Source organism: Thermus sp. FJN-A, assembly GCF_054655095.1.
Window position 1 is genome coordinate 117,129 of the sequence record NZ_BAAHSC010000164.1, and the last position, 20,771, is coordinate 137,899.

20 protein-coding genes are annotated in these 20,771 nt (G+C 68.2%); 4 read left to right on the forward strand and 16 right to left on the reverse strand.

All coding sequences use genetic code 11. The features are described from left to right. Positions 1-27 precede the first annotated feature (27 nt). Positions 28-1,293: an O-acetylhomoserine aminocarboxypropyltransferase/cysteine synthase family protein gene (locus tag ACYQ0J_RS02130; protein ID WP_460170545.1), complete on the forward strand. Its 1,266-nt coding sequence runs from the start codon at positions 28-30 to the stop codon at positions 1,291-1,293. Next, a complete protein-coding gene (gene metX, locus ACYQ0J_RS02135) occupies positions 1,290-2,432 on the forward strand; it encodes a homoserine O-acetyltransferase MetX (protein WP_460170546.1) in 1,143 nt (380 codons plus the stop codon). Before ACYQ0J_RS02130 ends, metX begins: the two co-directional genes overlap by 4 nt. Positions 2,433-2,438: 6 nt before the next feature. Here metX and mnmE read toward each other — a convergent pair whose 3' ends face one another. The 13 genes from mnmE to ACYQ0J_RS02200 form a co-directional block, all read right to left on the reverse strand. After that, entirely contained in the window at positions 2,439-3,743 is a 1,305-nt protein-coding gene (mnmE, locus tag ACYQ0J_RS02140; RefSeq protein ID WP_460170547.1) for a tRNA uridine-5-carboxymethylaminomethyl(34) synthesis GTPase MnmE, read from the reverse strand. Next, entirely contained in the window at positions 3,727-4,938 is a 1,212-nt protein-coding gene (locus tag ACYQ0J_RS02145; RefSeq protein ID WP_460170548.1) for a potassium/proton antiporter, read from the reverse strand. The genes mnmE and ACYQ0J_RS02145 overlap by 17 nt, the downstream gene beginning before the upstream one ends. 9 nt (positions 4,939-4,947) lie before the next feature. After that, positions 4,948-6,222: a glutamate-1-semialdehyde 2,1-aminomutase gene (gene hemL, locus ACYQ0J_RS02150; RefSeq protein WP_460170549.1), complete on the reverse strand. Its 1,275-nt coding sequence runs from the start codon at positions 6,220-6,222 to the stop codon at positions 4,948-4,950. Positions 6,223-6,272: 50 nt separating this feature from the next. Next, positions 6,273-7,250 (reverse strand): arsenic resistance protein, encoded by a 978-nt coding sequence (locus ACYQ0J_RS02155; protein WP_460170550.1) that lies wholly within the window; start codon positions 7,248-7,250, stop codon positions 6,273-6,275. Positions 7,251-7,302: 52 nt separating this feature from the next. Beyond that, entirely contained in the window at positions 7,303-7,836 is a 534-nt protein-coding gene (locus ACYQ0J_RS02160) for a Uma2 family endonuclease (protein ID WP_460170551.1), read from the reverse strand. Positions 7,837-7,848: 12 nt separating this feature from the next. Then, positions 7,849-8,844 carry an alpha-ketoacid dehydrogenase subunit beta gene (locus ACYQ0J_RS02165; protein WP_460170552.1) on the reverse strand — a complete coding sequence of 332 codons (996 nt, stop codon included), beginning with the start codon at positions 8,842-8,844 and terminating at the stop codon, positions 7,849-7,851. Further along, entirely contained in the window at positions 8,838-9,878 is a 1,041-nt protein-coding gene (gene pdhA / locus ACYQ0J_RS02170) for a pyruvate dehydrogenase (acetyl-transferring) E1 component subunit alpha (RefSeq protein WP_460170553.1), read from the reverse strand. Before pdhA ends, ACYQ0J_RS02165 begins: the two co-directional genes overlap by 7 nt. Continuing rightward, positions 9,875-10,993: a pyridoxal phosphate-dependent aminotransferase gene (locus tag ACYQ0J_RS02175; RefSeq protein WP_460170554.1), complete on the reverse strand. Its 1,119-nt coding sequence runs from the start codon at positions 10,991-10,993 to the stop codon at positions 9,875-9,877. The genes pdhA and ACYQ0J_RS02175 overlap by 4 nt, the downstream gene beginning before the upstream one ends. Positions 10,994-11,038: 45 nt before the next feature. Next, entirely contained in the window at positions 11,039-11,953 is a 915-nt protein-coding gene (locus ACYQ0J_RS02180) for an ABC transporter ATP-binding protein (protein WP_460170555.1), read from the reverse strand. Further along, the gene (locus ACYQ0J_RS02185) at positions 11,953-12,195 is read right to left on the reverse strand and encodes a hypothetical protein (RefSeq protein WP_460170556.1); all 243 of its coding nucleotides are present in this window, start codon (positions 12,193-12,195) and stop codon (positions 11,953-11,955) included. The genes ACYQ0J_RS02180 and ACYQ0J_RS02185 overlap by 1 nt, the downstream gene beginning before the upstream one ends. A gap of 715 nt (positions 12,196-12,910) precedes the next feature. Beyond that, positions 12,911-14,020 (reverse strand): radical SAM protein, encoded by a 1,110-nt coding sequence (locus ACYQ0J_RS02190; RefSeq protein ID WP_460170557.1) that lies wholly within the window; start codon positions 14,018-14,020, stop codon positions 12,911-12,913. 230 nt (positions 14,021-14,250) lie between these two features. Further along, complete coding sequence (locus ACYQ0J_RS02195) at positions 14,251-15,714, reverse strand: hypothetical protein (protein WP_460170558.1); 1,464 nt, start codon at positions 15,712-15,714, stop codon at positions 14,251-14,253. Positions 15,715-15,853: 139 nt separating this feature from the next. Then, on the reverse strand, positions 15,854-16,597 hold the full coding sequence (locus tag ACYQ0J_RS02200; protein ID WP_460170559.1) for a c-type cytochrome: 744 nt from the start codon (positions 16,595-16,597) through the stop codon (positions 15,854-15,856). A gap of 466 nt (positions 16,598-17,063) precedes the next feature. On the opposite strand from ACYQ0J_RS02200, the gene ACYQ0J_RS02205 reads away from it, so the two are divergent. Both ACYQ0J_RS02205 and ACYQ0J_RS02210 read left to right on the forward strand, forming a co-directional pair. Further along, the gene (locus tag ACYQ0J_RS02205; protein WP_460170560.1) at positions 17,064-17,288 is read left to right on the forward strand and encodes a ribbon-helix-helix domain-containing protein; all 225 of its coding nucleotides are present in this window, start codon (positions 17,064-17,066) and stop codon (positions 17,286-17,288) included. After that, a complete protein-coding gene (locus ACYQ0J_RS02210; protein ID WP_460170561.1) occupies positions 17,285-17,680 on the forward strand; it encodes a type II toxin-antitoxin system VapC family toxin in 396 nt (131 codons plus the stop codon). The genes ACYQ0J_RS02205 and ACYQ0J_RS02210 overlap by 4 nt, the downstream gene beginning before the upstream one ends. Here ACYQ0J_RS02210 and tpiA read toward each other — a convergent pair. Genes tpiA through gap form a run of 3 tightly spaced genes read right to left on the reverse strand, consistent with a single transcriptional unit; the run spans position 17,677 to position 20,627 of the window. Beyond that, the gene (gene tpiA, locus ACYQ0J_RS02215) at positions 17,677-18,429 is read right to left on the reverse strand and encodes a triose-phosphate isomerase (protein WP_460170562.1); all 753 of its coding nucleotides are present in this window, start codon (positions 18,427-18,429) and stop codon (positions 17,677-17,679) included. The genes ACYQ0J_RS02210 and tpiA overlap by 4 nt on opposite strands. A gap of 32 nt (positions 18,430-18,461) precedes the next feature. Continuing rightward, on the reverse strand, positions 18,462-19,631 hold the full coding sequence (locus ACYQ0J_RS02220) for a phosphoglycerate kinase (protein WP_460170563.1): 1,170 nt from the start codon (positions 19,629-19,631) through the stop codon (positions 18,462-18,464). Further along, positions 19,632-20,627, reverse strand: a complete 996-nt coding sequence (gap, locus tag ACYQ0J_RS02225; RefSeq protein ID WP_460170564.1) for a type I glyceraldehyde-3-phosphate dehydrogenase — start codon at positions 20,625-20,627, stop codon at positions 19,632-19,634. Positions 20,628-20,771 lie beyond the last annotated feature (144 nt).

Here is a 20,771-nt window from a genome sequence, read left to right on the forward strand (position 1 = left end):
GCCGGGACTTTGGAAAGGAGGCCAAGGATGCGCTTTGAGACCCTGCAGCTCCACGCGGGCTACGAGCCCGAGCCCACCACGCTTAGCCGCCAGGTCCCCATCTACCCCACCACCAGCTACGCTTTTAAGAGCCCCGAGCACGCCGCGAACCTCTTCGCCCTCAAGGAGTTCGGCAACATCTACTCCCGCATCATGAACCCCACGGTGGAGGTGCTGGAGAGGCGCCTGGCGGCCCTGGAGGGGGGCAAGGCGGCTTTGGCCACCGCAAGCGGCCACGCCGCCCAGTTCCTGGCCCTCACCACCTTGGCCCAGGCGGGGGACAACATCGTCTCCACCCCCAACCTCTACGGGGGCACCTTCAACCAGTTCAAGGTGACCCTGAGGCGGCTTGGGATTGAGGTCCGCTTCACCTCCCGCGAGGAGCACCCCGAGGAGTTCCTTGCCCTCACCGACGAAAGGACCCGGGCCTGGTGGGTGGAGTCCGTCGGCAACCCCGCCCTGAACATCCCCGACCTCGAGGCCCTGGCCCAGGCCGCCCGGGAGGCAGGCGTGGCCCTCATGGTGGACAACACCTTCGGCATGGGAGGCTACCTCCTGAGGCCCTTGGCCTGGGGGGCCGCCTTGGTCACCCACTCCCTCACCAAGTGGGTGGGGGGGCACGGGGCGGTGATCGCCGGGGCCATTGTGGACGGAGGGCATTTCCCCTGGGAAAACGGCCGCTACCCCCTCCTCACGGAGCCCCAGCCCGGCTACCACGGCCTGAGGCTCACGGAGGCCTTCGGAGACCTGGCCTTCATCGTCAAGGCCCGGGTGGACGGCCTCCGCGACCAGGGGCAGGCCTTGGGGCCCTTTGAGGCCTGGGTGGTCCTCCTGGGGATGGAGACCCTCTCCTTGAGGGCGGAACGCCACGTGGAGAACACCCTACACCTGGCCCACTGGCTCAGGGAGCACCCCAAGGTGGCCTGGGTGAACTATCCTGGACTCCCGGACCACCCCCACTTCAGGAGGGCCCAGAAGTACTTCAAGGGGAAGCCCGGGGCCGTCCTCACCTTCGGGCTTAAGGGCGGGTACGAGGCGGCCAAGCGCTTTATCTCCCGCCTCAGGCTCATCTCCCACCTGGCGAATGTGGGGGACACCCGCACCCTCGCCATCCACCCCGCCTCCACCACCCATTCCCAGCTTTCCCCCAAGGAGCAGGCCCTAGCGGGGGTTTCTCCGGAGACGGTGCGGCTTAGCGTGGGCCTGGAGCACGTGGAGGACCTAAAGGCCGAGCTCAAGGAGGCGTTGGCATGAGCGAGATCGCCCTCGAGGCCTGGGGGGAGCACGAGGCCCTCCTCCTCAAGCCCCCCCGCTCCCCCCTCTCCATCCCCCCGCCCAAGCCCCGCACCGCCGTCCTCTTCCCCAGGCGGGAGGGGTTCTACACGGAGCTTGGGGGGTACCTCCCCGAGGTGCGCCTCCGCTTTGAGACCTACGGGACCCTCTCCCGCAGGCGGGATAACGCCGTTTTGGTCTTCCACGCCCTCACGGGAAGCGCCCACCTGGCGGGGACCTACGACGAGGAAACCTTTAGAAGCCTCTCCCCCCTGGAAAAGGCCTTCGGCCGGGAAGGGTGGTGGGACAGCCTGGTGGGGCCCGGGCGGATCCTGGACCCCGCCCTCTACTACGTGGTCTCCGCCAACCACCTGGGAAGCTGCTACGGCTCTACAGGCCCCCTCTCCCTAGACCCCCGCACGGGGAAGCCCTACGGCAAGGACTTCCCGCCCCTCACCATCCGCGACCTGGCCCGGGCCCAGGCGAGGCTTCTGGACCACTTAGGGGTGGAGCGGGCCACCGTGATCGGGGGAAGCCTCGGGGGGATGGTGGCCTTGGAGTTCGCCCTCATGTACCCGGAGAGGGTGAAGAAGCTCGTGGTCCTGGCGGCCCCCGCCCGGCACGGGCCCTGGGCCCGGGCCTTCAACCACCTTTCCCGCCAGGCCATCCTGCAAGACCCCGAGTACCAAAGGGGCCACCCCGCCCCCAAGGGCATGGCCCTGGCCCGGGCCATCGCCATGATGAGCTACCGGGCCCCCGAGGGGTTTGAGGCCCGCTGGGGCGGGGAGCCCGAACGGGGGGAGACCTACCTGGACTACCAGGGGGAGAGGTTTCTAAAGCGCTTCCACGCGGAGAGCTACCTGGTCCTCTCCCGGGCCATGGACACCCACGACGTGGGCCGGGGCCGGGGCGGGGTGGAAGAGGCCCTGAAGCGCCTTCGCGGCATCCCTTCCCTCTTCGTGGGGATTGACACCGACCTCCTCTACCCCGCCTGGGAGGTGCGGCAGGCGGCCAGGATGGCGGGGGCCCGCTACCGGGAGATCAAGAGCCCTCACGGGCACGACGCCTTCCTCATAGAGACCGACCAGGTGGAGGAGATCCTGGAGGCCTTCCTGCCCTAAAGGGGGCTACTTCCCCACGCAGAAGTTCTGGAAGACCCGGGCCACCACCGCCTCGGCCACCTGGCCCTCACCCCTAAGGGCGGCCAGGGCCTCGAGGGCCTCCTGGAGGGCAAGCCCCCTGAGGTCCTCCGGCAAGGTGAGGGCTTCCAGGAGGCGCTCCCTGGCCCTTTGGAGCGCCTCCACCTGGCGCTCGGTGAGGAGGACCTCCCCCCCACCCTCCCCCAGGAGAGCTTGCCCGATGGCCTCCCGCAGCCGGTCCAGCCCCTCCCCGGTGCGGCTGGAGACGGGGAGGAAGGCAGGGTCGTCCCAGGCCGGGGGGAGGTCGCCCTTGGTGGCCACCCGGAGGGTCCTTTCCCAGGGAAGGGGGGGCGGGGCGGGCCTAGGGAGGGAGCGGTCCACCACATAAAGGACGAGGTCCGCCTCCTCCGCGATCCTCAGGGCCCGCTCCACCCCGGCCCGCTCCAGGGGGTCTTCCGTCTCCCGCACCCCGGCGGTGTCCACGGCCACCAGGGGGATGCCGAAGAGCTCCAGGGGGGCCTCCAGGTAGTCCCGGGTGGTGCCGGGGATGGGGGAAACCAAGGCCCGTTCGTACCCCAAAAGGGCGTTCAGGAGGGAGCTCTTCCCGGCGTTCGGGGCCCCGATGAGGGCAAGCCGCGCCCCCTTCTGGGCCAGGCGGGAGGCCTTGGCCTGGGAGAGGAGGGCCTCCACCTGGGCGAGGACCTCCCTTATGGTCCTTTCCGCCTCCACGGGCTCCACCCCCTCCTCGGGGTAGTCCAAAAGGGCCTGGATGTGGGCGAGGAGGCGGAGGAGCCCCTCCTCCAGGGCGGCGATCCTGCGGGAAAAGGCCCCCTCCAGCGCCCTCAGGGCCTGCCTCCGGGCAAGCTCCCCCTCCGCCTGGACCAGGGCGAGCACCGCCTCCGCCTGGGCCAGGTCCAGCTTACCGTTCATGTAGGCGCGAAAGGTGAACTCCCCAGGCCCAGCAAGCCGGGCTCCCACCGCCAAGAGGGCCTCCAAGACCCGCCTCAGGACCGCCGGGGAGCCGTGGGTCTGGAACTCCACCAGGTCCTCCCCGGTGTAGGAGCGGGGGGCGCGGAAGACGAGGAGGAGGGCCTGGTCCAGGACCTCCCTCGTCCTGGGGTCCACCACCTCCCCCAGGGTGAAGCGGCCCCCCCTGAGGCGCCTGGGGTCTTTCCCCCGCCACACCCTTGCGGCGATCTCCAGGGCGCCTTCCCCGGAAAGCCGCACCACCCCGATGGCCCCCTTCCCCGGGGGCGTGGCGATGGCGCAGATGGGGTCACGAAGGGCACGCATCCGCGGGCTTTTCCTCCTCTAGGCCCAACCTCCGGGCCAAAAACCCCAGGGTGGGCCCCTGCAGGGCCACGGAAAAGAGGACAATGAAGAAGACCAGGTTGAAGAGGGTGGCGGCCCCGGGAAGCCCCGCCAAGAGAGGGTAGGTGGCGAGCACGATGGGCACCGCCCCCCTCAGGCCCACCCACCCCACCAGGAGCACCTCCCGCCAAGACCACCGGAAAGGGAGAAGGCAAAGCGCCACGGCCAAGGGACGGGCCACGAACATGAGGAAGAGGGCGAGGAGGGCCCCCTTGGGGGCCACCGCGGGAAGCTCCGAGGGAAAGACCAAGAGGCCCAGCACCAGAAACATCACCACCTGCATGATCCAGGCTACGCCATCGTGGAAGAGGAGGAGCTCCTCCTTCTGCCTCAGGGAGAGGTAGCCCACCACCAACCCGGCCACATAGACGGCGGCGAAGCCGCTTCCCCCCAGGACGGCCGTAAGGCCGTAGCTGAAAAGCACCAAGGAAAAGCTCAGGAGTAGCCCTAGGCCCCGGTACTGGAAGCCCCATTGGCCCCAAGCCCAGGCGATGCCCCGGCCCAGGGCATACCCCAGGACCAGGCCCAGGCCCAGCTGTTTGAGGCCCATCCAGACCAGGTCCTTGGGCTGCGCCGCGCCCAGCAGAAGGAGGGTGAGGCCCACGGTGAGGAGGACGGCCATGGGATCGTTAATCCCGGACTCCAGCTCTAAAAGGGCCTTGAGCCGCTCCTTAAGCCGCACCCCCTGGCTTCGGAGCACGCTGAACACCGCGGCCGCATCCGTGGAGGAGACGATGGCCCCGAGGAGCAGTCCCTGCAAAGGGGAAAATCCCAGGATCAGGCTGGCGAAGAAGCCCACCAGCAAAGCGGTGAGGACCACGCCCAAGGTGGCGAGAACCACCCCGGGAAGGAGGACCGGGCGCACCTTACCCCACTCCGTGTCCAGGCCGCCGGAAAACAGGATGAAGGCCAGGGCCATCACCCCGAGGCCCTGGGCCAGGCGGGCATCGTCAAAGTAGATGCCCCCGGGACCGTCGGAACCGGCCAGCATCCCCAGGGCGAGAAAAAAGAGCAAGGCGGGGATGCCGAAGCGCTGGGAAACCCGGCTCAGGAGAATGCTTAAGAGAAGGAGGACCGAGGCCCCAAACAAGAAAAGGTCGGCAACGGCGCCGGCCATGCCCTCATTCTAAAGGGCTTCGCCTAGCGCCTCCAGGGTCCTTTCCACGTCCTCTTCCGTGTGGGCCACGGAGAGGAAGGCCGCCTCGAAGTTGGAGGGGGGCCAGTAGATGCCCCGGTCCAAAAGGCCGTGGAAGAAGCGTTTGAAGAGCTCCGTGTCCGTACGCTTGGCGTCCTGGAAGGTGACCACGGGGCCTTCCGCGAAGAAGACGGTGATCATGGAGCCCACCCGGTTCACCGCGTGGGGGATGCCCTTTCGCGCGAGAACCTCTTTAAGGCCCGCCTCGAGCCTGGCCCCCAGGTCCTCCAGGTAGCGGTAGTGGCCGGGGTTTTCCTCCAGGATCTCCAGGGTGGCGAGGCCCGCCGCCATGGCCAAGGGGTTGCCGGAAAGCGTGCCCGCCTGGTAGACGGGGCCCAGGGGGGCCACCATCTCCATGACCTCCCGCCTCCCCGCGTAGGCCGCCGCGGGAAGCCCCCCGCCTAAGACCTTCCCCAGGGTAACGAGGTCGGGCTTAAGGCCAAGAAGCTCCGTGGCCCCCCCAAAAGCCAGGCGGAAGCCCGTCATCACCTCGTCGGCGATGAGGAGGACCCCGTAGGCCTTGGCCTCGTGGAGGGCCTTGAGGAAGTCCTCCGTGGGGACGAGGACCCCGGCGTTTCCCACCACCGGCTCAAAGATGATGGCGGCGATCTCCTCGCCCCGCCGCCTCAGCACCTCCCGCAGGCCCTCGGGGTCGTTGTACTCCAGGACCAGGGTGAGCCGGGCGTATTCCTCGGGCACCCCGGCGGAGGAGGGGACGCCCAGGGTGAGGGCCCCCGAGCCCGCCTCCACCAGGAGGCCGTCCGCGTGGCCGTGGTAGTTGCCCCGGAACTTGACGATGTAGGGCCTCTTCGTGTACCCCCGGGCGAGGCGAAGGGCGCTCATGGTGGCCTCGGTCCCCGAGCTCACGAAGCGCACCAGGTCCACCCAAGGGTACGCCCGCTTGACCTTCTTCGCCAGGGCCACCTCCAGGGGGCTTGGCGCCCCGAAGGTGAGGCCCCTTTCCAGGGTATCCCGCACCCGGGCGAGGACCTTGGGGTGGGCGTGGCCCAGGATCAAAGGCCCCCAGCTCATCACGTAGTCCAGGTAGCGGTTCCCGTCCGCGTCCCACACGTAGGCCCCCTCGCCCCGCACCAAAAAGGGCGGGGTGCCCCCCACGGCCTTGAAGGCCCGCACGGGGCTACTCACCCCGCCCGGGATGTGCCTTTGCGCCTCCTGAAAGTAGGCCTCGGAGATGGGCCGTTCCATCCCCTCCACTCTAGCGGCTTTTCCCCGGAAAAGGGTAGCCCCGATGGCCCTTACGGCCGTCTTCCGGGCCCGGGGATCAGGACGCCTGGTACCCACCACAGGTACACCGTGAGGGCCACAAGCTCCACGAGGGACTGGATGACGATGGTGGCCACCGCCAAGGAGAGTTCCTCGGGAAGGGCCAGGGCGAGGGGGAGCACCACGAAGGAGTTGCGGCTGCCGAGGCTGTAGGCGAGGGTTCGCGCCGCCTCCGGCGGAAGCCCGAAGCGGGCGGCCACGAACCGCGCCAGGGGGGCGGCCAGAAGGGCGTAGAGGACGAAGACCGGCACGACCTGGGCGAGGAGCTTTCCCCCCTCGAGGACCGCCGTCACATGGGAGCCCGCGATCGGGAACAGGGTGAGGGCCAGGAGGGGCACCGGCCACCAGGCGAGGCGGTGGAGGAATCCCCTTAAGGCCAGGTGGCGGCGCGCCAGGCGCTGGGTGAGGTAAGCGAGGGCAAGGGGGAGGAGGATGAACTGGGCGAAGGCGCGCCCGAACGCCGTGGCATCGGCGACACCCACAAAGGCCTCGCCCAGAAAGAGCCAGAGGTACACGGGAAGCAATATGAGCTGCAGGAGCAAGAGCCAGGGGAGGGCGGCCACGGCGCGGCGCACGTCCCCTTTGCCGAGGTGGGTGAAGGCCACGAACCAGTCGGTGCAAGGAGCGAGGAGCACCAGGAAGACACCTAGCCTCTGGCCGGCATCCGGCGGCAGGAGGGGGCCTAGGGTTAGCACCAAAAGCGGCACGGCCACGAAGTTGGCCACGAGCAAGGCGCCCATGAAGCGCCTGTCCCTGAGGGCTTCGCGTAAGGCGGCGAAGGGCACCTGGGAAAAGGAGGCGTAAAGGAGGAGGGTCAGCGCGGGGTAGATCAGGCGTTCCAGATGCGCTTCCTCCTGGGGCCAGGCAAGCCCCAGGGCGCTCCCCGCGGCGATGGCGGCCAGGTAGATGACCACCTGGTGCCGCTCGAGCGCCTCCCTAGCCGGGCTCACCGCGCCTCCCCGCTTTCGCCTTCCGGGAATCGTGAACCCAAGGTGCGGGCGCTCAGGAGAAAAGGGCCTCCAGGGGCAACCGGAAGCCCGGTAGGGCCTCACCCCCTTCCAGCACCTCCTGGGCGCGGAGAAGCCGCCCCGCCCCGCCTTGCCCGTAGACCTCCACCGCCTTGAGCTCGGGGTAGACCAGCCACACCGCCTTGGCCCCCGCCTCCAGGTAGTCCAGCACCTTGGCCAAAAGTCCCTCCGCCTCCTCTCCGGAGAAGACCACCTCCACGGCGAGGTCCGGGGCCCCCTCGTAGAAACCCTCCCGGGCCACCTCCTTGAGCCTTTCGTGGGAGAGGAACCAGACGGCGGGGCTTCGCGCCCGGTCGGGGTCCCGGCGGAGGACAAAGCCCCCCTCCACCCCGGCCACCCCGAGCCTCGTTTCTTCCAGCCAAAGGCGAATGCGGAAAAACACCTCCCCCGCGATCCTTCCGTGCTCCGGCTTGGGCGGCATCTCCTCCCGGACCTCCCCGTCCACGAGCTCCCCCCGCTCTAGAGGCAGGGCGAAGAACTCCTCGGCCTTCAGGCGGGTCTTGACCATGGGGCCTCCTCCCTAGTAGGTTAGCGCCTTTCTCAGGGCGGCGAGCACCCGCCTCGCGTTTGGCCGGTAGAGGTGCTCGATGGCGCTGAAGGGCGGGTAAGGGGCATCGTAGCCCGCCACCCGGAGGACGGGGGCCTGGAGGTAGTCCAGGGCCCCTTCCGCGATGCGGGCGGCGATTTCCGCCCCGAAGCCCCCGGTGCGCATGGCCTCGTAGACCACGATGGCCCGGCCCGTCTCCCTCACGGCGGAAAGCAGGGTGTCCTCGTCCAAGGGGACGAGGGTCTCCAGGTCCACCACCATGACCTCCACCCCCTCCCTTTGCGCCACCTCCGCCGCCTCCAGCATCACCTCCACCATGCCCCCGTAGCCGATTAAAGTGGCCGCCTTCCCCTCCCGGAGGACGCGGGCCCTGCCCAGGGGCAGGGTGTAGTACCCCTCGGGCACCTCGGCCCTCGCGCCCCGGTAGAGCTTGATGGCCTCCAGGAAAAACACCGGGTCCTCGTCCTCAATGGCGGCGAGGAGGAGCCCCTTGGCCCTCTCCGGGCTTGAGGGGATCACCACCTTGACCCCGGGGGTGTGGGCGAGGAGGGCCTCGGGGGAGTCCGCGTGCTGCTCCGGGGTGTGGACGCCCCCGCCATAGGGGGCCCGCACCACCACGGGAAGCCCCACCCGCCCCCGGGAGCGGTGGCGCCAGCGGCCCAGGTGGGAGAGGATCTGGTCTAGGGCGGGGTAAAGGAACCCAGCGAACTGGATCTCGGCCACGGGCCGCATCCCCCCCATGGCCAGGCCAATGGCGAGCCCCAGGATGCCGCTTTCCGCCAGGGGGGTGTCAAAGACCCGCTTCTCCCCGTACTTCTCCTGCAGGCCCTCCGTGACCCGGAAGACCCCCCCGAGCCGCCCCACGTCCTCCCCGAAGACCAAAACCCGTTCGTCCCGGGCGAGGGCCAGGTCCAGGGCCTCGTTGATGGCCTGGACCAGGTTGAGGACGCGCGTCTTCTCCCTCACCATGCCTCCTCCACGTGCAGGCCCCGCCTAAGCGCCTCCCAGGCCCGCCTCTGGTCGGGGCCCATCTCCGCGTAGACGTGCTCCACGATCTCCTCGGGCCTGGGCTCGGGGGCCTCATCGGCCAGGGCGAGCTCCCTTTGGAACTCCTCCTCAAGCTCCAAAAGGAGCGCCTTTTCCGCCTCCTCGTCCCACAGGCCCCGCGCCTCCAGGGCCTTCCTCAGGCGGAGGAGGGGGTCCTTGGCCCGCCAGGCCTCCTCCTCCTCCTTGGAGCGGTAGCGGGTGGGGTCGTCGGAGGTGGTGTGGGGGGCGAGGCGGTAGGTGAGGGCCTCGAGGAGGGTGGGGCCTTCTCCCTTGCGGGCCCGTTCCACCGCCTTCCTGGCCTCCAGGTAGACGGCGATGGCGTCGTTCCCGTCCACCACCACCCCGGGCATCCCGTACCCCTCGGCCCGCCGGGCGATGTAGTCCACCCGCATCTGCTTGCTCCGGGGGACGCTGATGGCATACCCGTTGTTCTGGACCAGGAAGACCACGGGGGCGCCGAAGACCGCGGCGAAGTTCAGCCCCTCGTGGAAGTCCCCCTCGCTCGTCCCCCCGTCCCCGATGGAGGTGGCCACCACCCAGTTCTCCCCCCGGTACCGCCCCGCCAAGGCGAGCCCCACCGCCTGGGGGATCTGGGTGGCGATGGGGATGTAGGGGTTCACGGCCCTGACCCCCTCGGGGAAGCCCCAGCCCGCAGGGTGGGCCCGCCAGTAGAGGATCAGGGTGTGGATGGGAAGCCCCCGGGCGAGGAGCATGGCGCTTTCCCGGTAGCTGGGGACCACCCAGTCCCCCTCCCCCAGGGCCAGGGCCACCCCCACCTGGGCCGCCTCCTGGCCCATGAAGGGGGCGTAGACGCCAAGCCGCCCCTGGCGCTGGAGGGTCAGGGCCTTCTCGTCAAAAAACCGGGCCCGCCGCATGGCCCGGTAGAGCCTTTGGGCCTCCTCCTCCCCTAGGGGGAAGCCGTCCTTTTCCAGATACCGCACCACTTTAGGCTTCACAAGGGGGAGTTTACCACGGCGCCCAACCGCTCCAGGGCCAGGTGAAGCTCCTCCTCCCCCTTGCAAAAGGCGAAGCGGAAGAGGTTCTTGGGGGGGTCTTCCCGGTAGAAGGCGGTGGCGGGGATCAGGGCCACCCGGGCCGCCTCCACGAGGCGAAAGGCGTCCCAGCCCGGTAGCTCCGCCATGAGGAAGTACGTGCCCTCCGGCAGGTAAACGCGAAGCCCCAGGGCCCTAAGCCCCCCGGCCAGGAGGTCCCGCCTTCTCCGGTAGCCCTCCCGCAGGGCCTCGTAGAACCCCTCCCGCCTCGCCGCCTTCAGGGCCTCCGCCACCCCCGCCTGCAAAGGGCTCGGGGCAGAAAAACTGGTCCACTGGCGCATCCCCGCCAGGGTGGGCATGTACTCCTCAGGGCCCACAATCCAGCCCACCCGGTAGCCGGTGGCCTCGAGGCGCTTGCCCGCACTCCCAACGGTGAAAGTACGCTCGGGGGCGAAGTCCCTCAGGCGCCTGGGCCGCTCCCCGTAGTAGAGCTCGTCGTAGACCTCATCGGAGATGAGGAAGAGGTCATGGCGCCGGGCGAGAAGGGCGATGGCCCGTAGCTCCGCCTCCTTGAAGACAAGCCCCGTGGGGTTCATGGGGGTGTTGAGGAGGAGGGCCCGGGTCCTCGGGGTGATGGCCCCCTCCAGGGCGGCGAGGTCCAGGCGGAAGCCCTCCGGGGTGAGGGCAAGGCGCACCAGGCGGGCCTCGGCCCCCGCCAGGAAGGCGTCCGGCAGGTAGACGTCAAAGAAGGGCTCCAGGACCACCACCTCGTCCCCCGGGCCCAGGAGGCTTTGCAGGAGGACGAAGAGGGCCTCCGTGGCCCCGGAGGTGACCACCACGCTTTCGGGCTCTACCCCAAACTCCTCGGCCAGGGCCTCCCTAAGGGCGGGAAGCCCCGCTGGGGGGGCGTACTGGTCGTACCGCCCCAAGGCGCGCCGCACCGCCTCCAGGAGGAAGGCGGGCGGGGGGCTGGAGGGAAACCCCTGGCCCAGGTTCACCGCTCCTAAGCGCTGGGCCAGGGCGCTCATCTTGGGGAAGATGCTTTCCTTGGCGGCTTGGGTGCGGGGGTGGAGGCGCATGGGGATAGGTTAGCGCAACCTCAAGCCGCCTGGGAGGAGCAGGGATTACCCCCTTGCCCCCTGGGCAGGCCCCTTCCCGAAGAGGTGGAGGAAGAGGGCCTCCAGGCTCGGCGTCCCCCGGGAAACCTCCAGGACCTCCACGGGAAGGCCCTTCAGGGCCTCCTTGAGGGCCCCCCACGGCCCCTGGAAGAAGAGGACCTCGGGCCCCTCCGCGCGCCAGCCGGGCCCGAGGGCCCCAAGGAGGGCCTCCGCCCTGGGCTCCCCCAGGCGCACCCGGTACCCCTCCCCCGCCCAGTCCCGGAGGAGGGCCCGGGTGGGGCCCTCCTTCCGCACCTCCCCCCCGTGGAGGAAAGCCACCCGGTCGCTCACCCGCTCCACCCCGTCCAGGTCGTGGGAGGTGAGGAGGATGCCCCAGCCCTCCCCCTTGAGCTCCAGGAGGATCCCCTCAAACTCCCTCCGGCTCACGGGGTCCAGGCCCAGGGTGGGCTCGTCCAGAAGGAGGAACTTGGGCTCCAGGGCCAAGGCCAGGGCCAGGGCCGCCTTCTGCTGCATGCCCCGGGAGAGGGAGGCGAGGGGGGCGTGGAGCCTGTCGCGGAGGCCGAAGCGCTCCATCCAGGCCTCAAACCGGGGGCGGACCTCCCTGGGGGCAAGCCCCCGGATGCCCCCGAAGTAGAGGGCGTTCACCAGGGGGCTCATGTTTACGTAGAGGTTGCGGCTTCCCTCCAGGAGGACCCCGAACTCGTGGCCCTGGGGCCTGCGCCGCACGGGGCCTTCCTCCAGCACCACCTCCCCCGCGTCGGGCAGGAGGAGACCCAGGAGGATCTTGACCAGGGTGGTCTTCCCCGCCCCGTTGGGGCCGAGGAGGCTCAGGATCTCCCCCTGGGCGAGTTCCAGGCTCACCCCCTTGAGGGCCTCCAGCTTCCCGTAGCGCTTGTGGATGTCCCTGGCGATAAGCCGCATCAGTACCTCCCGAATGTGCCCCGCCTGCGCACCAGCCGGTACATGGAGGTCATGGCCCAAAGGCCCGCCCCCAAGAGGAGGAGGCCCTGGAGGAGGGCCAGGAGGAAGATCTCCCGGTCAAACTCCCCGCCCGTGAACCCGAGCCGCACCAGGTGGGCTCCCGGGGCGAAGGGGAGGTAGGCCATGTAGGGCTGCCATTGGGTGAGGGAAAGAAAGTAGGGGAGCAGTATGAAATTGAGCACAACAAAAAGGCTATCTACCCGTCTAAAGAGAAGTCCCAAGGATCCCATGAGGAAAGCTAAGCCGAGGTTTAGTGGAAGGAAGGCCAGCACGCCAAGCGGCCACCACCAGGAGGGTTGGAAGGAAATGTCGCTCACCCAGTAGAGCACCAGGAGCACCACCGCAGCATATAGCCCCCCGTTTAGGCCCAGGACAAAGGCCCTTACCGTTAGCTGGGTAAGTAGCCCTCCCCTTGCTAGAGAGAGGTGCTCTATGGTTCCGAGCAAGCTCTCGTTCAAAATATTCGAAGCAAATGTTCGCCAAAGGGCCCCTGTGAATGTGGAGACACCGTATAGGGCGAGCAGAGAGCCTAGGTCTAGGTTTGATAGAGATGTCTTCGTTACGCTTTTCAGGCCGATTAAAATGGCATAGAAAAACAATACATCTGCCAATATGCCGGAGAGGAAGTTGAGCCAATATAGCCTATAGTGCTCCAACATCAACCTTACTTCGGCCAACCACTGGAACCGGCTCATCGCTATTCCGGAGTATGAGGCCAAGGCACCTTGATTTCTTCGCTACACAGGCTACCTTGGCCTCCTTACTTAAGCCTCAGCTACCAAAGCTTGGTGTTGTGGACGCAGCCCGAATTCTGCCCACAATTGTAGCCACAATCGCCGCTAGGAGCTATACGCAGACCAGGCTTCACCACCCACCGCATCCTCCTCACCTCCTTCCCTAGCCCGTGCAGGGGCGAGGTGCCGGCTCCGCCTCGCCTGCACGTTCAGCTAGCAAGGTAAAGGTACGCTTCCAGTTCCACTTGAAGGTGGCCAGGCCAAGGCTTTCCGCCAGGGTGAAGTACTCGGGCTCAATCCTGGCGAAGTCCTTCCGGGTAAAGCAGAACCCTTTGACCCCGTGGCTTGGCGGGGCGGTGGAGGTCACGGGGGCAAAGTAGACCCGTAGGTTCCCCTGGTGGGCCAGCCCTTCCTCGGCCAGACGCTTCAGCAGGGCAGGCACACCCTCCTGGTTTCGCACATCCACGTTGACCCGGATATGGACGAAGACGGGTTGGCCTAGGAAGAGGCGCAGGTTGGCCAGAATGCGCTCAAAACTCCCCTCCCCGGAAAGGAGGTGGCGGCGCTGGTCGTGGTAGGGGGCGTCGCCATCCAGGGTGATCTGGACCAGGTGAATGCGGTAACGGACCATGTCCGCCACCTTCCCCTCGTCCAGGAGGTAGCCGTTCGTGATGAGGCTCGCGCTGTACTCCACGCGGTTCTTCTCGGCTACCTCCAAGAACCCCTGGGATAGCCTCTGGACAACATCCCAGGCCAGGGTGGGCTCGCCGCCAAACCAGGTGACGAAGAACTTGCTAAGGCGGGGGGCTTTTTGGGCAAAGATGTCCAGGAGCTTGGCCTGAACCGCCTCGGTCATGCGGCTGACCCGGTGCCGCTGGAAGCAGTAGTCGCAGCCGAAGTTGCAGTCTATGGTGGGGCAGATGGTTAGGCTCCAAGTCTCCGCGGCGTAGCGTTGCCGCAGGTGGAGGGTCTTAAGGTAGGCGACCTCATCAAAGGCCTCGGGAACCAGGAAACGGCCTTCCAAGAGCCCCTGGTCCACGGGGTTGCTGGGGTCCAGGGGCGCTCCCTTGGCCAGGGCCGTGTAACGCGCCCACCCCTCCGGGTCCAGGACGGCCAGGCCCCCGGAGAGGGAGTTGTAGGCGAGCTTCTCGCCCGTAGGCAGGGTGTGGAAGTGGTTAAAGCGGCTTGGTTTGTAGTTCATCCCTCCCCGGGCTGGTGCCTGGGCGTGTTCCTGGAGGTTCACCACGGGTAGCTGCAACATTCCGTCTTGCATGGCTATCCATCCCCCTGGGTCATCCCTGGGCCCCAGGGTAGCAGGGGGGAGGTAACGCCCGCGTAACTCATGAAGCCCTCATAAAGGCCCTTCGGCGTTACGCGGAGGTTACGTGGGCCCGGGTAACCTTGGGGCATGGGGCTCTTGTGGCTTCTCCTCGCTTTCCTCGGGGGTTCTGGGATGTTTCCCCAGTGCCTCACCCCCCACTGCCTGCCCCCGGGGCCGGGGCTCTAGAGGCCCCATTCCCCCCTGAGCCTCTCCACCCGGGCCTGGGCGATGGGGCGGCGGGGGTCCTGGGGGGGTAGCCTCTCCAGGAGGGCCTCCCACACCTCCAGGTCCTCCCCCAGGCGTTCGGCCAGGAGGAAGAGGCTCTCCGTGTCGCCCCGGGCCAAGACCGCCCGCCTCAGGGCCCCTTCCAGCTCCCCCCTCAGGGCCTCCACCCCCGGGGCCTGGCTTCGGGGGAGGAGGGGGCCCCGGTAGAGGGCCAGGGCCCTCCTTAGGTTCCCTTGGACCAGGGCTTCCCCCACCTCCAGGAAGTCCGCGGAAAGGGCCTGGGCCAGGCGATAGGGGTGGCTTTGCAGGGCAAGCCCCCGCCGCCTCAGGCGCAGCACCTCCATGCGGAGGGCCGGCCCGTTGGCCTCCCCGTAGAGGGCCAGGGCCAGGTCCTCCCCCCTCCACCCCTCCCGCCGGGCGAGGAGGAGGGTGAGGAGCTCCGCCTGGCGCAGGGGCAGGGGCTCCCCGTTAAGCCTGGGCTCCCCCAGGGCCTGGAAGTGGGGCGAGGGGACCGCGGGCCAAAGGAGCCCCCGTCCCCTTTGGGAGACTTCCCCCAGGAGGGGATGGGGCCTTCCCAGGAAGAGCAGCCCTCTCAGGGCCTCCTCCCCCGCCTCCTCCAGGAGGAGGGGAAGGGCCCGGGCCACCCCTTCCTCCTCCTCCCGGTAGAGCCCCTCGGCCAGGGCGAGGAGGGCCCCTGAGAGGCCCTCCTTGGCCCAGGGCCGGGCGGCCTGGAGGAAGGGGAGGGCCTCCTTCCCCAGGAGGCGCACCCCGGCGGGGGCCAGGTAGGGAAGGCTCGGCAGGGGGGCCTCCTCCAGGGCCTTGCGCAGGTAGGCCCTCCCCGAGGCCTCCTCCCCCTGGAGGAAGCGCAGGTGGGCCATGAGGAAGCGGGCGTAGAGCCCCGTGCCCCCCTCCAGGGCCAGGAGTTCCACCTGGCGGAGGAGGTCGGGGATTGGAGGGTCTTCCTCGGCGAGGAGGGTGAGCCAGGCCCACTCCAGGAGGGCGAAGGGGCCAAAGCCCCAGGAAAGGGCCAGGGCAGCGTAGCCCAAGGCCTCCCGTAGGCGGCCGAGCCGCCTCAAGGTGCGGGCCAGGGCGAAGGCGAGCCGGGCCTCCCCCTTGGGGTCCCCCCGGAAGCGGCGCAGGGCCTCCTCCAGGGCCAGGGCCCCCGCCCTTGGGGGCAGGGCCAGGCCCAGGTGGTAGAGGGTGAGGGGGGTCTGGGCCCTTTGGGCGGCCTCCAGGGCCAGGGCCCGGTAGGCGGCGAGGTTCCCCTTGCGGCCCTCAAGAAAGCCCAGGAGGGCCAGGCGCTCGGCCTCCGGGAGGCCTTCTTGGGGGCTTTGGAGGAGGGCTTCCGCCTCCTTTTCCTGGCCCCTTTCCAGGAGTCGGAGGACCGGGGCCAGGGGGCTTGCCGGGAAATCCAGGGCCACGGGGCCATTTTAGCCAGCTGCCAACCCCCCTGGGCCACCAAATAGGGGTTGCTATCCTTTTGGGTTGGGTTAGCCAAGCCCGGGGCCGGGCTCAAGGGTCCCCCGCCGCGGCAAAAGCCGCGGCGGGGCACTCAGCTCCTTACTTCTCCGGCAGGGTCTGCAGGTAGGCCAAGAGGTCCTGGAGCTGGTCTGGGCTCAGGAACCACATGCCGGGCATGACGAAGTTCCCTGGCTGGCCGTTGAGGAGCTTGTGAAGGGTCTCCTGCGGGTTGCTCTTCGCCAGGGTGCCCACGTATTCGGGGGCGTCTGCGGTGCCGAAGTTGATGTTCTTGCCCTGCTCCCCGTGGCACGAGGCGCACACCCGGTAGATGGCCCGGCCCACGGCCAAGTCGGGCTGGGCCTTAAGGGGTTTTTTGGCGCGGTAGTCCACCAGGAGGCGCATGTCTACCGTGCCGTACTTCAGAAAAAGGGCGAGGTCCTCGAGGTCTTCCTGGCTAAGGTAACGGGAGAAGTCGTGCTTCGGGTTGGTGCTCCCCTTCAGCATGGCCAGGATCTCGGCCAGGGGCTGGTCCTTGACCTGCAACACCCCAATGAACCCCGTATAGTGGGAGCCGGAACCGTAAGCCCCGTCCTTGCCCAGGTAGTCCCAACCGTGGCACTCCTTGCACCGCCAGGTGTCCGTGCCCTTACGGGTGTTGGTGCTCTGCAAGGCCCACAGGGGGTGGTCTCCCGCTGGCGTTTCCACGCCCTTGGCCTTGATCCAGTGGTCGTAAAGCGTCCCTCCCCGCATCACGCGCCACGGGTCCACCGCCCCCTGCGCCGCCGCCACCACCATCCCGCCGATCACGCAAAAAAGGAGCCATTTTAGAAAGCGCCCCCTCATACTTTCACCTCCTCCCGCATCCTAGGGGAAAAACAATGTGGGGTACAAGGGACATTTGCCCTTGGCCCAAGACTGGCACCTTCCACATAAGCCCGCACCCGTTGCCCTCAACCCGGTGGGCCAGTCGAGGAAAAGCACCGGCAGGCGGGGGATAAGAACCCCGCCGTCCGTCTCCCCTCCCGCAGCCGGGCCGCACCCCCACACCATGGCCTCGGCCAGGAAGCGTGGTCGAGCCCACCTGGGCCACCACCGGAACGTGGAAGCTCCTCAAGAACCAGGTAACCTAAATTGGTGCCAGACCACTTCCTACCGCCGAAGACGGCGCACGGCCTTAGGGGGGCTGGCCCTCTTGGAGTTCTTGAGGAAAAACCGCTCCCAGTCTCAGTGGTGTTGACCGACCGTGGTCCTTTCGGATCCAACCCTTGAGCTGATATGATGGCTACCATATGTGGTGTAAAGCGAAGGCATGGAGAAGACGACCCTCTACCTCCCTCCTGAGCTTCACCGCGCCCTAAAGGAAGCCGCGCGGCGGGAGGGCAAAAGCCAGGCAGAGCTCATCCGGGAGGCCTTGGCCGCCTACCTTGCCCAGCGCCAAAGACCCACCTTTCGTTCCTTAGGCATGGGCGAGGACGAGGAACTCTCCGGGCGCACCTCCGAGGGGTGGCTGGAAAGGGCTTGGCTTGAGCGATGATCACCCTGGACACCTCCGCCCTCTTCGCCCTCCTGAACCGGAAGGACCCGGACCACGGCCGCGTCAAGGCGCTCCTTCTTTCTGATCCTGGTCCCTACCTGGTGCCCATGGGCATCCTCCCCGAGATCGCCCACCTGGCGGAAAGACGCCTGGGCCTTGCGGCCCTCGAGGCCTTCCTCCAAGACCTCGAGGCCGGGGCCTTCTCCCTGGAGTGCGGGGAAGAGGACCTGCCCCGGGTCAGGGCGCTCGTGGCCCGGTACCGGGACCTGCCCTTGGGCTTCGCCGATGCCGCGGTCATCGCCGTGGCGGAGCGGAGTGGGGGCCTGGTTTTAAGCCTGGACCGGCACTTTCACGTGGTGGCGCAGGAGGGCACCATCCGGGTGCTCCCCTAACCCGCGATCCGGAGGAAGGCCAGGAAGCTCTCCAGTTCCAGGCTCGCCCCGCCCACGAGCCCCCCGTCCACGTTGGGCATGGAGAGGAGGTCGGCGAAGTTCTTGGGGTTCACGCTGCCCCCGTAGAGGATGCGAACCCTGCCCGCGAAGGCCTCCCCGTACCGCCGGGCGAGGGCCTTGCGGATTTCCTGATGCATGGCCTCCGCGTCCTCGGGGGTGGCGTTCCTGCCGGTGCCGATGGCCCAGACGGGCTCGTAGGCCACCACCAGGCGGTCGGGGCTTCCGGGCTCTACCCCCTCCAGGCTCCCCAGGAGCTGGTTTAGGGTGTAGGGCACCGCCTCGCCCCTCTCCCTCACCTCCAAGGGCTCCCCCACGCACAGGATGGGGGTGATCCCCTCCTCCAAAAGCCTTTTGGCCTTCTCGGCCACCAGGGCGTCCCTTTCCCCGTGGTACCGCCTTCTCTCCGAGTGGCCCACGATGGCGTAACGGCACCCCAGGTCGGAAAGCATCCGGGCCGACACCTCCCCGGTGTAGGCCCCTTCCTTGTGGGCGGAGGCGTCCTGGGCCCCGTAGGCCACCTGGGTGCCGGCAAACACCTCCTTGGCCGCGGGGAGCATGGGAAAGGCGGGGAGGACGACCACCTCCGAGGCCAGGGGGGGCAGAAGGCGCTTCAGCTCTGCGAACCAGACCCGGGCCTCCGAGGGAACCTTGTGCATCTTCCAGTTGCCTGCCACCAGTACCCGGCGCATGGGGCCATCATAAAGGAGGGGCGTGGCCTCCTCTACTCCAGCACCTCCAGGCCCGGCAGGGTTCCCTTCTCCAAGAACTCCAGGCTGGCCCCACCCCCGGTGGACACGTGGCTGAAGCGGGCCCCGAGGCCCAGGCGGTTCACCGCCGCCACCGAGTCCCCACCCCCCACCACGGTGAAGGCGCCCTCGAGGGCGGCCACGGCCCGGCCCACCTCGAGGGTCCCCTCGTCAAAGGGAGGGACCTCAAAGACCCCCATGGGCCCGTTCCAGAAGACGGTCCTGGCCCCCGCCAAAGCCTCCCGGAAGGCCTCCCGGGTCTTGGGCCCGATGTCCAGCCCCATGTAGGGGATGGGAATGGCGTCCGCGGGGAAGGTGCGGGTCTCCACCCCCGCCTCTATGCGCTCCGCCGCCACCACGTCCTGGGGAAGGTGGACCCTCACCCCCAAAGCCTCGGCCCGCCGCAGGAGGTCCCGGGCCAGCTCCAACCGGTCCTCCTCCACCAGACTCTTCCCCACCTCTCCCCCGAGGGCGCGGATGAAGGTGAAGGCCATGGCCCCCCCGATGAGGAGGCGGTCTATGCGGGGGAGAAGGCTTTCCAAAACCCCGATCTTATCGGAAACCTTGGCCCCCCCCAGGACCACGGCGTAGGGCCTCTCGGGGTCCATAAGAAGGCGGGAAAGCGCCCGCACCTCCTTCTCCATGAGGAAGCCCGCGTAAGCGGGGAGAAGCCGCGCCACCCCCACCACGCTGGCGTGGGCCCGGTGGGCGCTCCCGAAGGCGTCCAGAACGAAGGCGTCCCCAAGCCTGGCGTAGCGGGCGGCGAGTTCGGGGTCGTTTTTCTCCTCCCCGGGCTCAAAGCGGACGTTCTCCAGGAGGAGGACCTCCCCGGGCCTCAGGGCCTCCGCCTCCCGCCTGGCCTCCTCCGAGCCCGGGGGGAAGGGGGCGAAGCGGGCCTCGGGAATGTGGGCCTTCAGGGCCTCCCCCACGGGGGCCAAGGAGTACTTGGGGTCAGGCCCCTTGGGGCGGCCCAGGTGGGAGAGGAGGACCAAGGAGGCCCCCCCGGCCAGGAGGTGGCGCAGGGTGGGGAGGCTTTCCCGGATGCGGGTCTCGTCCTGGACCTTCCCATCCCCTAGGGGAACGTTGTAGTCCACCCGCACCAGGACCCGCTTGCCCTTGGGGTCCAGGTCCTTGAGGGTGCGCATCTAGACCCCCTTCTTGAGGACCAGCTCCACCAGGTCCGCCACCCGGTTGGAGTACCCCCACTCGTTGTCGTACCAGGCGAAGACCTTCACCAGGTTGCCGATGGCCTTGGTGAGCTTGGCGTCCACGATGGAGGAGTGGGGGTCCATGACGATGTCCTGGAGGACGATCTCGTCCTCGGTGTAGGCCAGGATCCCCTTCAAGGGTCCCTCCGCCGCCGCCTTCAGGGCCGCGTTCACCTCCTCGGCGGTGACCTCCCGCTTGAGAAGGGCGGTGATGTCGGAGATGCTCCCCGTGGCCGTGGGCACCCGGAGGGCAGAGCCGTCAAAGCGGCCCTTGAGGGAGGGGAGGACGAGGGCCGTGGCCTTGGCCGCCCCCGTGGTGGTGGGGATGATGTTGATGGCCGCCGCCCGGGCCCGCCTGAGGTCCTTGTGGGGCAGGTCCAGGACCCGCTGGTCGTTGGTGTAGGAGTGGACCGTGGTCATGAGGGCCTTCTCCACGCCGAAGGCCTCCTCCAGAACCTTCATCACCGGAGCCAAGGAGTTGGTGGTGCAGCTGGCGTTGGAGAGGATGTGGTGCCGGGCCGGGTCGTAGGCCTCGTGGTTCACCCCCATGACGATGGTGATGTCCTCCCCCTTGGCCGGGGCGGTGATGATGACCTTCTTGGCGCCTCCCTCGAGGTGGGCCCGGGCCTTCTCCGCGTCGGTGAAGACCCCCGTGGACTCAATGACCACGCCCACCCCCATCTCCCCCCAGGGGATCTCCTTGGGGTCCTTGATGGCGGTGGCCCGAATGGCCTTGCCGTCCACGTAGAGGTTCGCTTCGTCGTAGCCCACCTGGCCTGGGAAGCGGTGGTAGATGGAGTCGTACTTCAAGAGGTGGGCCAGGGTCCTGTTGTCGGTGAGGTCGTTGACGAGGGCCACCTCCACCCCCCGCTGGTGGAGGATGCGGAAGACTTGGCGGCCGATCCTGCCGAACCCGTTGATGCCTACCTTCATAGTCCACCTCCTGGATGGAAAGGCTCCAAGCCCTTTGTCCCCCGGCGCCGGGGGTGAAGGGGCAAAGGCCACGGCTTCAGTATACCGCCCCTTCCATAAGCTCCTGCCCCCACCGGGTTCAGGGGGGCCTTTCCCTTGACCCGT

Bases quoted from the DNA above. Each gene is read 5' to 3' on its own strand.
- ACYQ0J_RS02145 (WP_460170548.1), bottom strand. From the start codon at position 4,938: ATGGCCGGCGCCGTTGCCGACCTTTTCTTGTTTGGGGCCTCGGTCCTC.
- gap (WP_460170564.1), bottom strand. From the start codon at position 20,627: ATGAAGGTAGGCATCAACGGGTTCGGCAGGATCGGCCGCCAAGTCTTC.
- tpiA (WP_460170562.1), bottom strand. From the start codon at position 18,429: ATGCGCCGGGTACTGGTGGCAGGCAACTGGAAGATGCACAAGGTTCCC.
- ACYQ0J_RS02165 (WP_460170552.1), bottom strand. From the start codon at position 8,844: ATGGTGAGGGAGAAGACGCGCGTCCTCAACCTGGTCCAGGCCATCAAC.
- hemL (WP_460170549.1), bottom strand. From the start codon at position 6,222: ATGGAACGGCCCATCTCCGAGGCCTACTTTCAGGAGGCGCAAAGGCAC.
- ACYQ0J_RS02175 (WP_460170554.1), bottom strand. From the start codon at position 10,993: ATGCGCCTCCACCCCCGCACCCAAGCCGCCAAGGAAAGCATCTTCCCC.
- ACYQ0J_RS02205 (WP_460170560.1), top strand. From the start codon at position 17,064: ATGGAGAAGACGACCCTCTACCTCCCTCCTGAGCTTCACCGCGCCCTA.
- metX (WP_460170546.1), top strand. From the start codon at position 1,290: ATGAGCGAGATCGCCCTCGAGGCCTGGGGGGAGCACGAGGCCCTCCTC.
- ACYQ0J_RS02160 (WP_460170551.1), bottom strand. From the start codon at position 7,836: ATGGTCAAGACCCGCCTGAAGGCCGAGGAGTTCTTCGCCCTGCCTCTA.
- ACYQ0J_RS02190 (WP_460170557.1), bottom strand. From the start codon at position 14,020: ATGCAAGACGGAATGTTGCAGCTACCCGTGGTGAACCTCCAGGAACAC.
- ACYQ0J_RS02130 (WP_460170545.1), top strand. From the start codon at position 28: ATGCGCTTTGAGACCCTGCAGCTCCACGCGGGCTACGAGCCCGAGCCC.
- ACYQ0J_RS02180 (WP_460170555.1), bottom strand. From the start codon at position 11,953: ATGCGGCTTATCGCCAGGGACATCCACAAGCGCTACGGGAAGCTGGAG.
- ACYQ0J_RS02220 (WP_460170563.1), bottom strand. From the start codon at position 19,631: ATGCGCACCCTCAAGGACCTGGACCCCAAGGGCAAGCGGGTCCTGGTG.
- ACYQ0J_RS02200 (WP_460170559.1), bottom strand. From the start codon at position 16,597: ATGAGGGGGCGCTTTCTAAAATGGCTCCTTTTTTGCGTGATCGGCGGG.
- mnmE (WP_460170547.1), bottom strand. From the start codon at position 3,743: ATGCGTGCCCTTCGTGACCCCATCTGCGCCATCGCCACGCCCCCGGGG.
- ACYQ0J_RS02210 (WP_460170561.1), top strand. From the start codon at position 17,285: ATGATCACCCTGGACACCTCCGCCCTCTTCGCCCTCCTGAACCGGAAG.